The organism is Pseudomonas sp. NFX183, assembly GCF_047943075.1.
Taxonomy (GTDB): domain Bacteria; phylum Pseudomonadota; class Gammaproteobacteria; order Pseudomonadales; family Pseudomonadaceae; genus Aquipseudomonas.
Genome location: NZ_CP181333.1, coordinates 131,053 through 145,828, shown reverse-complemented (window position 1 = coordinate 145,828; position 14,776 = coordinate 131,053). Strand labels below are relative to the sequence as shown.

13 protein-coding genes are annotated in these 14,776 nt (G+C 62.3%); 8 read left to right on the top strand and 5 right to left on the bottom strand.

What is annotated here, in order from left to right; all coding sequences use genetic code 11:
- Nucleotides 1-107: 107 nt before the first annotated feature.
- The 5 genes from fabB to ACM530_RS00725 all read right to left on the bottom strand — a co-directional run bounded on the left by fabB (nucleotide 108) and on the right by ACM530_RS00725 (nucleotide 7,054).
- Nucleotides 108-1,328: a beta-ketoacyl-ACP synthase I gene (gene fabB, locus ACM530_RS00745; protein WP_106576728.1), complete on the bottom strand. Its 1,221-nt coding sequence runs from the start codon at nucleotides 1,326-1,328 to the stop codon at nucleotides 108-110.
- A gap of 11 nt (nucleotides 1,329-1,339) precedes the next feature.
- Entirely contained in the window at nucleotides 1,340-1,855 is a 516-nt protein-coding gene (fabA, locus tag ACM530_RS00740; protein ID WP_003210552.1) for a 3-hydroxyacyl-[acyl-carrier-protein] dehydratase FabA, read from the bottom strand.
- A 249-nt stretch (nucleotides 1,856-2,104) separates the two neighbouring features.
- The gene (locus ACM530_RS00735; RefSeq protein WP_145164964.1) at nucleotides 2,105-4,006 is read right to left on the bottom strand and encodes an ATP-binding protein; all 1,902 of its coding nucleotides are present in this window, start codon (nucleotides 4,004-4,006) and stop codon (nucleotides 2,105-2,107) included.
- Entirely contained in the window at nucleotides 4,003-4,932 is a 930-nt protein-coding gene (locus tag ACM530_RS00730) for an ABC transporter substrate-binding protein (protein WP_369300461.1), read from the bottom strand. Before ACM530_RS00730 ends, ACM530_RS00735 begins: the two co-directional genes overlap by 4 nt.
- Nucleotide 4,933: 1 nt before the next feature.
- Complete coding sequence (locus tag ACM530_RS00725; protein ID WP_416364067.1) at nucleotides 4,934-7,054, bottom strand: TonB-dependent receptor plug domain-containing protein; 2,121 nt, start codon at nucleotides 7,052-7,054, stop codon at nucleotides 4,934-4,936.
- A gap of 195 nt (nucleotides 7,055-7,249) precedes the next feature.
- Between ACM530_RS00725 and ACM530_RS00720 the strand changes: the two genes are divergently transcribed.
- From ACM530_RS00720 to ACM530_RS00685, 8 genes are all read left to right on the top strand, one after another.
- A complete protein-coding gene (locus ACM530_RS00720; protein ID WP_416364066.1) occupies nucleotides 7,250-8,275 on the top strand; it encodes an NAD(P)H-dependent glycerol-3-phosphate dehydrogenase in 1,026 nt (341 codons plus the stop codon).
- 10 nt (nucleotides 8,276-8,285) lie between these two features.
- Nucleotides 8,286-8,633, top strand: a complete 348-nt coding sequence (locus ACM530_RS00715) for a DUF4389 domain-containing protein (protein ID WP_416364065.1) — start codon at nucleotides 8,286-8,288, stop codon at nucleotides 8,631-8,633.
- On the top strand, nucleotides 8,630-9,079 hold the full coding sequence (gene sixA / locus ACM530_RS00710; RefSeq protein WP_242193686.1) for a phosphohistidine phosphatase SixA: 450 nt from the start codon (nucleotides 8,630-8,632) through the stop codon (nucleotides 9,077-9,079). The genes ACM530_RS00715 and sixA overlap by 4 nt, the downstream gene beginning before the upstream one ends.
- An 827-nt stretch (nucleotides 9,080-9,906) precedes the next feature.
- Nucleotides 9,907-11,556 carry an AMP-binding protein gene (locus ACM530_RS00705; RefSeq protein ID WP_416364064.1) on the top strand — a complete coding sequence of 550 codons (1,650 nt, stop codon included), beginning with the start codon at nucleotides 9,907-9,909 and terminating at the stop codon, nucleotides 11,554-11,556.
- A gap of 31 nt (nucleotides 11,557-11,587) precedes the next feature.
- Nucleotides 11,588-12,031, top strand: a complete 444-nt coding sequence (locus ACM530_RS00700) for a hotdog fold thioesterase (RefSeq protein ID WP_145164952.1) — start codon at nucleotides 11,588-11,590, stop codon at nucleotides 12,029-12,031.
- A 97-nt stretch (nucleotides 12,032-12,128) separates the two neighbouring features.
- Nucleotides 12,129-12,932 carry an alpha/beta fold hydrolase gene (locus ACM530_RS00695; protein ID WP_145164950.1) on the top strand — a complete coding sequence of 268 codons (804 nt, stop codon included), beginning with the start codon at nucleotides 12,129-12,131 and terminating at the stop codon, nucleotides 12,930-12,932.
- Nucleotides 12,929-13,783 (top strand): alpha/beta hydrolase, encoded by an 855-nt coding sequence (locus ACM530_RS00690; protein ID WP_416364063.1) that lies wholly within the window; start codon nucleotides 12,929-12,931, stop codon nucleotides 13,781-13,783. Before ACM530_RS00695 ends, ACM530_RS00690 begins: the two co-directional genes overlap by 4 nt.
- A gap of 102 nt (nucleotides 13,784-13,885) precedes the next feature.
- Nucleotides 13,886-14,704, top strand: a complete 819-nt coding sequence (locus ACM530_RS00685; RefSeq protein ID WP_242193681.1) for a DUF4892 domain-containing protein — start codon at nucleotides 13,886-13,888, stop codon at nucleotides 14,702-14,704.
- The last annotated feature ends 72 nt before the right edge of the window (nucleotides 14,705-14,776 follow it).

Here is a 14,776-nt window from a genome sequence, read left to right as displayed (position 1 = left end):
TGTGGGAGCTGGCTTGCCTGCGATGCGGCGACTCGGTCTCAAATCCAGCCACCCATAAAAAAGCCCCGAACCAGTCGGGGCTTTTTCACATGCTCAGCTTACAGGTCTTACTTACCCTGCCAGCGTTTCAGCACCAGGGTGGCGTTAGTGCCACCGAAGCCGAAGCTGTTGCTCATCACGGTGTCGATTTTTGCGTTCTCGACGGTCTTGGTCAGGATCGGCATATCGGCGACGACCGGGTCGATCTCTTCGATGTTGGCCGAACCGGCCATGAAGTTGCCTTCCATCATCAGCAGGCAGTAGATCGCTTCGTGAACGCCAGCGGCGCCCAGGGAGTGACCAGACAGGCTCTTGGTGGAGCTGATGGCCGGAGCCTTGTCGCCGAATACCGCACGCACGCCTTCCATTTCCTTGGCGTCGCCGACCGGGGTCGAAGTGCCGTGGGTGTTCAGGTAGTCGATTGGGGTATCCACGGTGGACATGGCCATCTGCATGCAACGGATAGCGCCTTCGCCGCTTGGCGCAACCATGTCGTAGCCGTCGGACGTGGCGCCGTAACCGACGATTTCCGCGTAGATCTTCGCACCGCGGGCCAGAGCGTGTTCCAGCTCCTCGACCACGACCATGCCGCCACCGCCGGCGATGACGAAACCGTCACGCTTGGCGTCGTAGGCGCGGGAGGCCTTTTCCGGGGTTTCGTTGTACTGGGTGGACAGTGCGCCCATGGCGTCGAACAGGAACGACTGGCTCCAATGCTCTTCTTCACCACCGCCGGCGAAAACGATGTCTTGCTTGCCCAGCTGGATCTGCTCGACCGCAGTGCCGATGCAGTGAGCACTGGTGGCGCACGCGGAGGAGATCGAGTAGTTCACGCCCTTGATCTGGAACGGCGTGGCCAGGCAGGCCGAAACGGTGCTGCCCATGGTCCGCGTTACACGGTACGGGCCAACGCGTTTCACGCCTTTTTCGCGCAGGATGTCCAACGCTTCCATCTGGTTGAGGGTCGATGCGCCGCCGGAGCCGGCGATCAGGCCAGTGCGTACGTTCGATACCTGGTCTTCGCTCAGGCCGGAATCAGCGATGGCGTCTTTCATGGCCAGGTAGGCGTAAGCGGCAGCGTGGCCGACGAAGCGATAGATCTTGCGATCGATCAGTTCTTCGAGGGGCAGGTCGATGGAGCCGGAAACCTGGCTACGCAGACCCATTTCGGCATATTCCGGGTTGAAGCGGATGCCAGGGCGACTTGCACGCAGGTTAGCGGTGACGGTCTCTTTGTCATTGCCCAGGCAAGAAACAATGCCCAGACCAGTGATAACGACGCGGCGCATGCGGATAACCCTTAAAAGTTGTCAGTGGAAGTGAATACGCCGACCCGAAGGCCTTCGGCAGTATAGATCTCGCGACCGTCGACAGTGACCGAACCATCGGCGATTGCGAGGTTCAGCTTGCCCTTGAGGACGCGCTTGATTTGAATGTTGTAGGTGACTTTCTTGGCGGTCGGCAGGACCTGGCCGAAGAACTTCACTTCGCCCGAACCCAGTGCCCGGCCGCGGCCCGGCAGGCCTTGCCAGCCCAGGTAGAAGCCGACCAGTTGCCACATGGCGTCGAGGCCCAGGCAACCTGGCATGACAGGGTCGCCTTCGAAATGGCAGGCAAAGAACCACAGGTCAGGGGTGATATCCAGCTCGGCGACCAATTCACCTTTGCCGTACTTGCCACCCTCTTCGCTGATATGGGTGATGCGATCCACCATCAGCATGTTCGGGGCGGGCAGTTGCGCGTTACCTGGGCCGAACAGCTCACCGCGACTGCAGCGCAGCAGGTCTTCCCGAGTAAAGGCGTTTTGTTTGGTCATGCGAGCTCCTCAATAATCCCATGCGGCAGGGTAGGGCAAATCTTCCCGAACCGAATGAAGCGTTCATGCCTCATGTCGGCAGCCTACACATAGACTATTGCGTTGTAGTGAAAGTCACAGCGTCAAGGCACTGAATGTACACTTGTTCACTGAAATTTTAAACCGAGCCTGTTTATAGGCCCGTTCGGGTGCCTAAGACTGCCGCACTTTCGTGTTTCACGCCAGTCGCAGTTGGTTGATGGCGCAGCGCTATTGCACCCAACGTTGCAGTATTTGCTGCAAATCCGTGCGTTTGAACGGCTTGGCCAGGTAATCGTTCATTCCGGCTGCCAAACAGGCCTCGCGATCGCCCTGCAACGCGTTGGCGGTGAGCGCGATAATCGGCAGATTGGCGCAGCCGGGCAGTTGGCGGATCTGGCGGGTGGCTTCATAGCCGTCGATCAGCGGCAAGCGGCAATCCATCAGAATGGCGGTGAATATCAGGCTTTCGGCACTGCGGATCGCCTCGGCGCCGTCGGTGGCCAGGCTCACTTCAAAGCCCAGGCTGCGCAACATGGCTTCAACCACGGTGCGGTTGACCGGGTTGTCTTCCACCAGCAGCACGTGGCGGCCGTTACCGGCGCTGGTTTTGCCTTCGGCATGCAGGTCAATGGTCGGCAGGCTTTGCTGGTCGATGGCCAGCGGAATTTCCAGGGTAAACACCGAGCCACGGCCTTCTTCGCTCTGGGCGCGCAGCGTGCCGCCCATGCGTTCGGCGAGGGTGCGGGCGATCGGCAGGCCCAGCCCGGTGCCGCCGTAACGTCTTGAAATGGAACTGTCGGCCTGCTGGAACGCATCGAACATCAGTTCAAGACGCTCGGCGGAAATGCCGATGCCGCTGTCGCGCACGGTGCAGGTGAACCACACCAATTCATGGTCGAGGGTTTGCCAGTGAGGCTCGACGGTGACCGTGCCATGCTCGGTGAACTTCAGCGCGTTGCCGATCAGGTTCACCAGGATCTGCCGGATCCGCGTCGGATCGCCCTGCACCCGCAAGGACTCCATGCCCGCCGGAATCGGCAACGCCAGTGCCAGGCCGCGTTGCTGGGCGCTGTGCTGGAAGGCCTGGGCGCAGCTGCTGATCAGGTCCGCCAGATTGAACGGGATATGCTCCAGCTCCAGCGCGGCGCGCTCGATGCGCGAGAAGTCGAGGATGTCGTTGATCACCTTGAGCAAGTGTTCGGTGGACTCGGAGGCCAGCGCCGCGTACTCGGTCTGCTCCTCGGTCATCTCGGTGGTTTCCAGCAGTTGCAACATGCCCAGCACGCCGTTCATGGGCGTGCGCAGCTCGTGGCTCATCATCGCCAGGAAGTCCGACTTGGCATTGTTCGCGCGCTCGGCTTCTTCGCGGGTCTGGATCAACTGGGCCATGGCCTGGTGCTGCTCGCGGCTGGCCTGGTTGAGGCCCTCGGCGAGGTTGTTGATATGGCGCGACAGGTCGCCGAGCTCCGAGTCGTCGACGATCGGCAGCGGCGTCTTGTAGTCGCCTTGCTGGATCGCTTTGACCGCGTGGCCCATGGCGCTGATCGGCTGCGACAGGCTGGCGGCCAGACGCCGTGCGAGCAGGAAGGTAAACAGCAGGGCGAACAGGGCGAGAATCCCGGCCTTGAACAGAATCTCCTGTTGGCGCTGGCTGAACGCGTCGTTGGACATGCCGACGATCACCCGGCCCAGGTAATCCGCCCGCGGCGCCTTGGGTTCGTTGAGGTTGTCCTGGAAAAAGTCATTGCCCAGCTGGATATGTTGCAGACGGATCGGTGCCTGGAACACTTTCACCGACAGCGAATGGTCGTGCTTCTCCGACGGCTGTTCGACGTACAAGAGGATTTTCTCGGTGCTGTCCTGAATCTCCAGGAAGCGCACGTGCGGCGTGGCCAGTGTCGCGCGCAGCAAGCTGTCTAGCACATCGATGTTGCCGGAAATCACGCCGTATTCGGTGGCGGGGGCCAGTTGGTTGGCGATCAGCTGACCGGTGTGGTCCAGCTCCTGGCGCAAATCCTGAATACGCACGAAGGTAAAGAAGCTGATCAGCAGCAGGGTCAGCAACAGTGCCGGGCCCAAGGTGATGAGCTGGGTGCGGGTATTGATGTCCCAACGACGACGCAAGGTCATGGGCGTTTTTCTCCTTCGGCCAGTCCGGCGGCGACGGCGACTTCGTCAACCTGTTCGATGCCCAGTGAGCGCGCGACTTGCGGGTTGCCCACGACTTTGAAGTGTTCCGGGTACAGCGTGCGTGGCCAACTGGCGGGCGGATGGTTCAGCAGTCGGTCGAGCACGTCGAGCCAGTCAGCCTGGTCGCTGTAGGTGCTGGCCAGGCTGCCGGCCTTGACGAACCCGGCATTGGGGCCCACCAACGGCAGTTGCTGGGCATAGCTGCTGAGCAACAGGTTCTTCACGGTCTTGGGGTTGTACAACTGCGGGTCGTCAAGGCCGAGCAACACATCACTGTTCTTGAACAGGTTCAGCAAGGGGCGACTGTCATTAATGTTGTCCCAGCGCTGCGGCACAATTTCCAGCCCCATGGGCGCCGCATACTGACGCAGCTCCTGCAGCAGGAATTCACTGTCGATGCCGTAAAGCACGCCGATGCGTCGGTATTGGGGCAGGATGCTGGCGATCAGCCTCAACTGGCGTTCCAGCGGCGGGTCGCTCCACAACAGGCTGATTCTGGCCGGATGTGTGCTGCCCAGCCGCTGGCGAGCTTGCAGGCGGCTGATGCGCAGCACCAGGGTCGGCGGGCCCTGGGCATCCTGCAGGCGCCAGTCAAGACCGGGCAGGTCCAACAGGATCAGGCGGGTGCTGGCCGGCAACTGGCTCGGCGCCGGCAAGTCTTTGAGCGGGGTGAAGGTCACATGGTCGTCGGGGCGGCGCTGGGCAAGGGCCTGGGCGAAGGCCTGGACGCCGGCACCGTCTTCGGCGGCGGTCAGCAGGATGTCGGCGCTCCACACCGGCGCACTCAGCAGCAGGCACGCCAACAGCACGCCTCGCCGCCAGAGCCGGGGAAAAAACCGCAGGGTCATCCGTGACTGATCGCCCATGTCAGAACTCTAACTCCGCGCTGAAGTAGAGCACGTGGCGACTGTCGTAATTGTTGTCGGCCCAGGTGGTGGGCTGGTTATCGAGGCGTTGTTGCAACATGCCGGCCAGCTCCACATTGGCGTTGCCCAAGGCAATGCGCTTGGCCACCCGCAGGTCGACCCGTTCGAAGCGATACCTGTTGAGCGCGTCGTCGCCATAGTAGAACAACGCACTGGACCAGCCCTGGCCCCATTCACGCAGCCAGCCGGCCGAGCCGCTGTTGCGTGCGGTTTGTGCCTTGTCCAGCGGGTTGCTTGAAGCGGCGTCGACGTAAGCATAGGTCAGCCGCAGGCGGTCGGCGTTGCTCATGCGCCAGTCGAACTGCGACTCGGCGCCGGTAAACCGTGCGCTGTTGGCGTTGCTGGCAATGTATTGGTTGTTGCGCAGTGGCGAGCTGATCATGTCGGTGATTTCGTCGTAGAACAGTTTCACGTCGACATTCAGCCCAAGGTCGGCAAAGAAGCCGTTGTAGCCCAGCTCGCGCGAGCGCATCAACTCTTTATCGAGGTTGCCGGGGCCGCGAGTTACCACAAAATATTGCCCGGAGTTTTGCCCATAGGCCGGGGAGCTGAGATTGGTGACGCGATAGCTCCAGTTGACGTTGTTCTCGAACATGTCCGGCGAGCGAATCGCCTCGGAATACACCGCGCGCAGGCCGTGGCGCGGGTTGATCAAATAATTGACCGCCACCCGCGGCGTCAGCGAGTTGCCGCTCAAGTGGGTGTCTTCGTACATCGCGCCACCTTGCAGCAGCCAGTGTTCGCTGGCGCGCCATTCCAAGTGGCCGAACAGGCGCCAGGTGGTGTCGTCGAGGGTGCCGTTGAAGTAAGTGTCGGAATCGGCGCGGTCGTAGCGGTAATTCATGCCGCTGACCAGGCGCAGGCTGTCGGACAGGCTCAGGGTGTCCTGAAGCTCAATGTCATAGCGGCTTTCGCGGGTGCTTTGGTCGATATTGCCGCACACGCTCTGGCTGGCACCCTGGCGCCACTGGTCCAGCACCTGGTTGCCGAGTGCTTGTTCGGCGGCGGTGCCGGACGGGGCCGTGCCCTTGCTGTAGATGTCCATGTGGCGGGCCAACTGCTCGGCGTAGTTGGGGTTGAGCTGCCACAGTTGGGTCAGTTCCGGGCTGAACGACACCTTGGCGTCACAGGCTTTCCAGACCTGCTGGCGGTCCCATTGCTGGGCTGAGCCCTGGATATACAGGCTGTGTTCGGGGTTGAACTCGACGTTCCAGCGCACGGAGCCGGCATAGTCCTTGGCCGTCACGTCGGAATTGGTGCCACCTTCGGTAATCCCGGCGAATACCGGGGTGTAGGTGTAAGGGCGCTGGTTGCTGCCTTCCTTGGCGTCGAGTTGCAAATCGAGGCTCTGCTGCGCGTTCAGGGTCTGGCTCACCGCCAGGCTGAAACGGCTGAGGCGGCGGCTGTCACGGCGGTCGGCGCCGACGGCGTCGCTGTCAAAGCCATCGTCCTGTTGCCCGGACATCGACAGGCGCAAGTCACCGGTTTCCCAGCCCATGCCCTGGCTGGCATAGAAGTCGTTGATCCCACGTTCGCCACGGATCACTTTGACCCGCGAACCGTGGCTGTTGGACGGCGAGCGCGTGAGGATATTGACCACCGCCATCAGCGCATTGGCGCCATAGCTGACTGTGTTGGGGTCGCGAAACACCTCGATACGCTCGATGTCTTCCATCGCCACCGGAATATCGCTCCAGTCCACCGTGGCCAGGCCCGCGCGGTACACCGAGCGCCCATCGATCAACACCTGCATGCGCCGCGCATCGCTGGCGCTGGTGCCGTGGTAGTTCACCGCCGCCTGGTTGCCGGTGGTGTAGCCGACCATCATCCCCGGCACCAGGCGCAGCAACTCGGCGATGTCCCGCGCGCCGCTGGCCTTGATCAGCTCGCTGTCGATTACGGTCATGCTGCCGGGCACGGCGGCGGCCGATTGCTTGAGACGCGTGGCCGTCAGCACCTGTGGCAGCGGCTGACTGTCCAGAAACAGGTCATCCGCCACGGCAGGCACACTGCACAACAGCATCAACCATAGAGATGAGCGAGGAGGAGGGCCCAGATACACGGCACGGCCTTGATAATTACGGATAGCCGCCCATGTTAACTGAGGTGGGGCCATTTGCCAGTCGTGGGCCGCGCAATTACTTCACCCAACGGTGGCATTTTCCGACAAGCGCGGGAATTGATACGGGGGCTGGCCGCAAGCGGGTCGCCCCGTATAATGCCGCCATCGCCACTGGTATGGATTAACGGATTGCATATGACTGAACAGCGCCCTATTGCGGTCCTGGGAGGCGGAAGTTTTGGTACCGCCGTGGCAAACCTGCTGGCCGAGAACGGCCACGCGGTGCGCCAATGGATGCGCGATCCCGAGCAGGCCGAGGCTATCCGCGTTCATCGGGAAAACCCCCGTTACCTTAAAGGCATCAAGATTCATGCGGCGGTCGAACCGGTGACCGATCTGCTGGCCACGCTGGCTGAATGTGACCTGTGCTTTGTCGCACTGCCTTCGAGCGCCTTGCGCTCAGTGCTGGCGCCTCACGCTGAACGCCTGGCGGGCAAGCTGCTGGTCAGCCTGACCAAGGGCATCGAGGCGCACACTTTCAAGCTGATGAGCGAAATCCTCGAAGAGATCGCCCCTCAGGCGCGCATTGGCGTGCTGTCCGGGCCGAACCTGGCGCGGGAAGTCGCCGAGCACGCGCTGACGGCCACCGTGGTCGCCAGTGAAGATGAAGCGTTATGTGAACGCGTCCAGGCGGTTTTGCATGGCCGCACCTTCCGCGTCTATGCCAGCGGCGACCGCTTTGGTGTCGAACTGGGCGGGGCGCTGAAAAACGTCTACGCCATCATCGCCGGCATGGCCGTGGCCCTGGGCATGGGCGAGAACACCAAGAGCATGCTGATCACTCGCGCGCTGGCAGAGATGACCCGCTTTGCGGTGAACCAGGGCGCCAACCCGATGACTTTCCTGGGCCTGGCAGGCGTGGGTGATTTGATCGTGACCTGCTCGTCGCCGAAAAGCCGCAACTACCAGGTCGGTTTCGCCCTGGGCCAGGGCTTGAGCCTGGACGACGCGGTCACGCGCCTGGGCGAAGTTGCCGAAGGCGTCAACACGCTTAAAGTGCTGAAGGCCAAGGCCCAGGAAGTCGGCGTGTACATGCCGCTGGTCGCCGGGCTGCACGCGATCCTGTTTGAAGGGCGCACCTTGAACCAAGTCATCGAGTTGCTGATGCGCGCCGAGCCCAAGACCGATGTCGACTTTATTTCCACCAGTGGTTTCAACTGAGGAACGCGCCATGAACGACCCCAAAGCGGCCCCGAAATACGAGTCCATTCTCCTGCGCATCCTGTGGATGCTGGTGTTTGCCCTGGTGTGGCAAGTCGCGCAGTTCCTGCTGGGCGCGCTGGTGGTGGTGCAGTTGGTGTATCGCCTGGTCTACGGCGCGCCGAACCTGGGCCTGATGAACTTCGGCGACAGCCTCAGCCAGTTCCTCGCGCAGATCGGCCGTTTCGGCAGCTTCCACACCGAGCAGAAACCCTGGCCCTTCGCCGATTGGCCAACCCCGCGTGCACCCGAGGGTGAAGCCGCCCACAGCGTGCCGCCGGCGCCGCACTCGGTGCGTGATGAAGAACCAAAACTGTGAAGCTGTGGATTTTGCGTCACGGTGAAGCCCAAGGGCATGCGCGCACCGACGCCGAACGCAACCTCACCGAGCATGGCCGCGGCGAAGTGTTGCGTTCGGCCGCGCACCTGATCGGCCAGCCGATCAGCGCCATCCTCGCCAGTCCGTATGTGCGTGCGCAGCAAACTGCCCACTTGGTGCGTGACGCCTTGGGGTTTGAGCCGCAGATTCGTACCGTGCCGTGGTTGACGCCTGACAGCAGTCCGTTGCAGGTCTTGGAAAAGCTCGACACCGATGACAACGTGCTGCTGGTCAGCCATCAGCCGTTGGTGGGCAGCTTGATCAGCTTTTTGCAGCATGGTCATCTGCGTCAGCCGCAACCGATGCACACTGCCAGCCTTGCGGAGCTTGAGGGGGATTTTCCGTTGGCGGGGTTGATGAGTCTGGTTGGTGTGAAGAACCCGTAGGGTCGGGGGCATATCCGTTGCTGCGGTAACGGCTTCGTAGGGTTCCGCTCTTACTGCGGGTCACTTTTGGCAAACGCCCGGAATGCCGGCCCAGCCAAAAGTAACCAAAAGGTCTGTGCCCCACCCCTGGGCACCTCGCCTGGGCTCGGCCAGCGTGTATCTGATGCTGAGATCCAAATGTGGGAGCGGGCTTGCTCGCGAAGGCGGGGTGTCAGTGACACATAAGCTGACAGACCCACCGCCTTCGCGAGCAAGCCCGCTCCCACAAGTTGACCGAGTGCATCTGCCGGCACCGCACGGCTTTGCCTTTCTGTAGGAGCTGGCTTGCCTGCGATGCAGGCACCTCGGTATCAGTGACACACAATAGATGCCATCGCAGGCAAGCCAGCTCCCACATTTGATTGAGTTCAGCTTCCAAGATCAGGTCGGCTGTCAGACCGCCTCGCTTCCGCTTTTGATCTAACCACTCAGGTCGGCTACCAGGCCGCCGTGCTTTTGCTTTTGATTTTGATCTTAGGCGCGCCGTTAAACCACGCTCCAAAGCCTGCGTGAGGGGCACACCGAGCCTAAGCGAGGTGCCGAGTGGTGGGGCAAGAGCCTTTTGGTTACTTTTGGGCTCTTTTCAAAAGTGACCCGCCGTAAGGGCGGAACCCATATCCGCCATCACCTAAATAACGGATATACCCCCAGCAACCCCGTAACAACCCCAAAAAAAACATGCGTAACCCCCAAAGGCTCCAAGGATAAATCACCCCCCAGTGTGTGCTATACAGTCAACCAAGCAAGTGCTTGGTTGGCTATGGCCGGATCACAAAGGAGCGCGTCCCATGCCCGTCGCTTTTCGTTTGCCGTTGCAGGTCTTCTTCGAACGTGAAGCGCGACACCCGCGCAAAACCTTTCTGGTGCAACCCATCGGCGCTGGCGAGGTGCAGACCCTCACCTGGGGCGAGGTCGGTCACCAGGCCCGTTGCGCCGCGCATTGGCTGCGTGCCCGCGAGCTGCCGCAAGGCTCGCACATCGCGCTGATCTCAAAAAACTGCGCACACTGGATCATCGCCGACCTCGCGATCTGGATGGCCGGGCACGTCTCGGTGCCGCTGTACCCCAACCTCACCGCCGACTCCGTCGCCCATGTGCTGACCCATTCCGAGGCGGCGCTGGTATTGATCGGCAAGCTGGATGACTGGCCTGCGATGGCGCCGGGTATCCCCGCCGGGCTGCCGACCATCAGCCTGCCCCTGTGCCCGGCCGGCGACTTCGATTACCGCTGGGCCGACCTGCAAGCCTGCTCGCCGATCCAGGACAACCCTGAACCTGGCGCCTCAAGCCTGGCCACCATCGTCTACACCTCCGGCACCACCGGCTTGCCCAAGGGCGTGATGCAAACCTTTGGCGCCTTGGGTTTTGCCGCCACCCGTGGCACAGAGTTGTTTGGCCTGGGGGAGGGCGACCGGTTGCTGTCCTACCTGCCGCTGTGCCATGTGGCCGAGCGCATGTTCGTGGAATTGGCCTCGATCTACACCGGGCAAACCGTGTATTTCGCCGAGAGCCTCGATACCTTTCTGGCGGATCTGCGTCGGGCCCGGCCAACGGCGCTGTTCGGCGTGCCGAGGATCTGGACCAAGTTCCAGATGGGCGTCTACAGCAAGATCCCGCAAAAGCGCCTCGACAGCCTGCTGCGCCTGCCATTTATCGGCAAGCGCGTCGGCCATAAGGTCCTTGCGGGGTTGGGCCTGGATGCCCTGCGCATTGCGTTGTCCGGGGCGGCGCCCGTGCCCGAAGCGTTGCTGCGTTGGTATCAGCGCCTGGGGCTGGATGTGCTGGAGGTGTATGGCATGACCGAAAGCTGCGGCTATTCCCATGTGTGTCGCCCCGGCCAGCAGACGCTCGGCTGGATCGGCCTGCCGTGCCCTGGCGTTGAAGTGCGCATCGATGCGTCGGGCGAAGTGCAGGTGCGCAGCGGCGCGACCATGCTCGGCTACTTCAAGGACCCGCAGAAAACCGCCGAGACCCTGACCGATGATGGCTTCCTGCGTACCGGCGACAAGGGCGAACAGGACGCCGACGGCCGCCTGCGTCTGACCGGGCGGCTCAAGGAAATCTTCAAGACCAGCAAGGGCAAATACGTGGCCCCGGCACCGATTGAAAACCGCCTGGCCGAACATGCACGCATTGAGCAAGTGTGCGTGGTGGGCGATGGCCTGACTGCGCCGATCGGCCTGTGCGTGTTGTCCGCCGGGCCTCAGGACCGAAACGCCTTGGGCAGCAGCCTCGAACGCTGGCTGGAACAGGTCAACCAGGCACTGGATAAACACGAACGCTTGCGCCAGCTGGTGGTGGTGAAAGACAGTTGGGCGGTGGAAAACGGCTTTCTCACGCCGACCCTGAAGATCAAACGCACGGTGATCGAGTCGACCTACGGTGCCCAGCTTGCAGTTTGGAGCGCGCGCAACGAAGCCATTGTGTGGCAGGATTAGGGTCGTAATAAAAACCAATAAGGACACCTTCATGAGTTTGTGGCGCACCCAACCGAATATCGAGCAACTCAACGCGAGCCAGAAAAACACCATTGGTGAGCTGCTGGACATCCGCTTCGAAAGCTTCGACGACGAGTCCCTGACCGCCAGCATGGTGGTCGACCATCGCACCCATCAACCCTACGGTCTGCTGCACGGCGGTGCATCGGTGGTGCTGGCTGAAAGCGTCGGTTCCATGGCGGCTTACCTGTGCATCGATGCCAGCAAGTTTTATTGCGTGGGCCTTGAGGTCAATGCCAACCACCTGCGCGGTGTGCGCAGCGGGCGGGTCACGGCGGTGGCCCGGGCGATCCATATCGGCCGTACCACTCAAGTGTGGGACATTCGCTTGACCAGCGATGAGGGCAAATCCAGCTGCGTGTCGCGCCTGACCATGGCCGTGGTACCGCTGGGCGAGAACCCGCCGGCGCGATAGGCGTGGCGTGAGTGTCATCATTCCTGGCGGTTACAGTCATTGCTGTAACGGCCGGGCATGGTGACAATCAACTTCTGTTTTTGCAGATGGATCCGGTATGTCGCAGCACGTGTTTTTTGCCCACGCCAATGGCTTCCCTTCGGCCACTTACGGCAAGTTGTTTGCCGCCCTGGCCCCGGAATATGCCGTGGCTCACCTGCCGCAACACGGTCACGACCCCAGGTTTCCGGTGGACGACAACTGGCAGAACCTGGTGGACGAGTTGATCCACCATCTGCAGTTGCAGCCGGAACCGGTGTGGGGTGTGGGCCATTCCCTGGGCGGTGTGTTGCATTTGCACGCGGCCATGCGCTGTCCGCAGCTGTACCGCGGCGTGGTGATGCTCGATTCGCCGGTGCTGACCCGCGCTGACCGCTGGGTGATCCGTGCCGCCAAGCGTTTCGGCTTTATCGACCGCCTGACCCCGGCCGGGCGTACGCTGGGCCGCCGTGAAGAATTTGCCGATCTGGAGGCCGCGCGCAGCTACTTTGCCGGCAAGACGCTGTTTCGCGGGTTCGATCCGGAATGCTTTGACGCGTACCTGCAACATGGCTTGCAACAGGTGGGCGATCGCCTGCGTCTGCGCTTTGATCCGGCCACTGAAATCAGCATCTACCGCGGCGTGCCTCACACCAGCCCTGGCCAGGTTCGTCAGTTGAAGGTGCCGTTGGCGGTGGTGCGCGGCCGTCAAAGCCGCGTGGTGATGCGTCACCATGCCAGCGGCGTCGACCGCCTGCCGATGGGCGAAATGCTCACCATGCCCGGCGGCCATATGTTTCCCCTCGAACGCCCGCAGGACACCGCGACCTTGATCAAGAACCTGTTTTCCCGCTGGGCAGCCCGCGAGCGCAGTTGCGCATGAGCACGCCCGTCGAAGAAGTCCGCCTGAGCCTGCCGCACATCGAGTTGGCGGCGCATCTGTTTGGTCCCGAAGACGGTTTGCCGGTGATCGCCCTGCATGGCTGGCTCGACAACGCCAACAGCTTTGCGCGGCTGGCACCGAAGCTGCACGGTTTGCGTATCGTCGCGTTGGACATGGCCGGTCATGGGCACTCGGCGCACCGTCCTGCCGGCGCCGGTTATGCCCTGTGGGATTACGTCTTTGATGTGTTGCAAGTTGCCGAACAGCTGGGCTGGAAACGTTTTGCATTACTTGGCCACTCCCTCGGCGCCATCGTCTCGCTGGTGTTGGCCGGTGCCTTGCCGGAGCGAGTCACGCACCTGGGGTTGATCGACGGCGTGGTCCCGCCCACCGCCGCGGGCGAGAGCGCCGCCGAGCGGCTGGGCATGGCGCTGCAGGCGCAACTGAACCTGCAGGACAAGCGCAAACCGGTCTACACCTCGCTGGATCGCGCCGTGGAAGCACGCATGAAAGGCGTGGTGGCGGTCAGTCGCGAAGCCGCCGAGCTGTTGGCCCAGCGCGGTTTGATGCCGGTGCCGGGCGGTTACACCTGGCGTACGGACAGCCGCCTGACGCTCGCCTCGCCGATGCGCCTGACCGATGAGCAGGCGATGGCTTTCGTGCGGCGCGTGGGTTGCCCTACACAGCTGGTGGTCGCGGCTGATGGCATGCTGGCGAAACATCCAGAATTGCTTTCTCAGCTACCTTTTACGGTGAAGACGCTGCCCGGCGGCCATCATTTACACCTTAATGATGAGCCCGGCGCGCTGCTTGTTGCAGACTGTTTCAATCGGTTCTTCCACGCGCCTTGACTTGACGCGGGCAACTGCCGAGGCTGGGCGGATTGAAAGGGAGTCAACCATGAACGCTATGAACACTGCTGCGACCTCTAATGGCCAGGGCTCACCGATCCGATGAGCCTGCGCAAAGGATGTATCCGTGCCCTCGGGCTGTGCTGTTTCAGCCCCTTGGTGTTCGCCGCCGACCTGCCGGGAAGCCAGGATTTACCGGCCGTGGCCCGTCAGACCGATGCGCAAATCGTCGATTACCGCCCCGCTGAAGAAAAGGAACGCATCTACCCGATGGGCGCAATCCGCAAGATCAGCGGCCAACTGCGTTACGAAGGCCAAGCCACAGCGCGTGGCCAGACCACCGCCATCACCTATGAGCTGCCCGCCGAGCACACTTCCAGTGCCGCGTTTACCGCGACGCGCGAAGCGTTGCAGGCCAAGGGCGCGCAGCTGTTGTTCTGGTGCCAGGCTCGCGATTGCGGCGAAAGCAGCCTGTGGGCCAACGAAGTGTTCGGCAACGCCAAACTGGTCGGCGCCGATGGGCAGCAGGAATACCTGCTGCTGCGTCTGGCGGCGCCGCAGGACAATTCCCTGGTAGCGCTGTACGGCATCACGCGCGGCAACCGTCGCGCCTATCTGCATGTTGAACAGCTCGACGCCAGCGCGCCGCTGGGGGACTTGCTGCCCACCTCGGCCACCTTGCTGCGTGAGTTGAAAAGCACCGGCGAACTGGACTTCCCGGCGTTGGGCGCCGAACCCGACGCCACCTGGCTGACCCTGATTTCCCGTGGCTTGAACCTCGACGCCACCTTGCGCGTCAGCTTGACCGGGCCGACCGCCGAAGCCTGGCGCCAGGGCCTGATCGACAGCGGCGTGCGCGCCGCGCGCATGGAAACCGGCAGCGGTGACGCTAAGGGTTTGCACCTGCATCTGATACGCTGACCCGCAACAGGGCGAACGGACCCGCGCCGTTCGCCTAAGCTTTCTTCCTACAGCCTTATTCTCGAGATACCC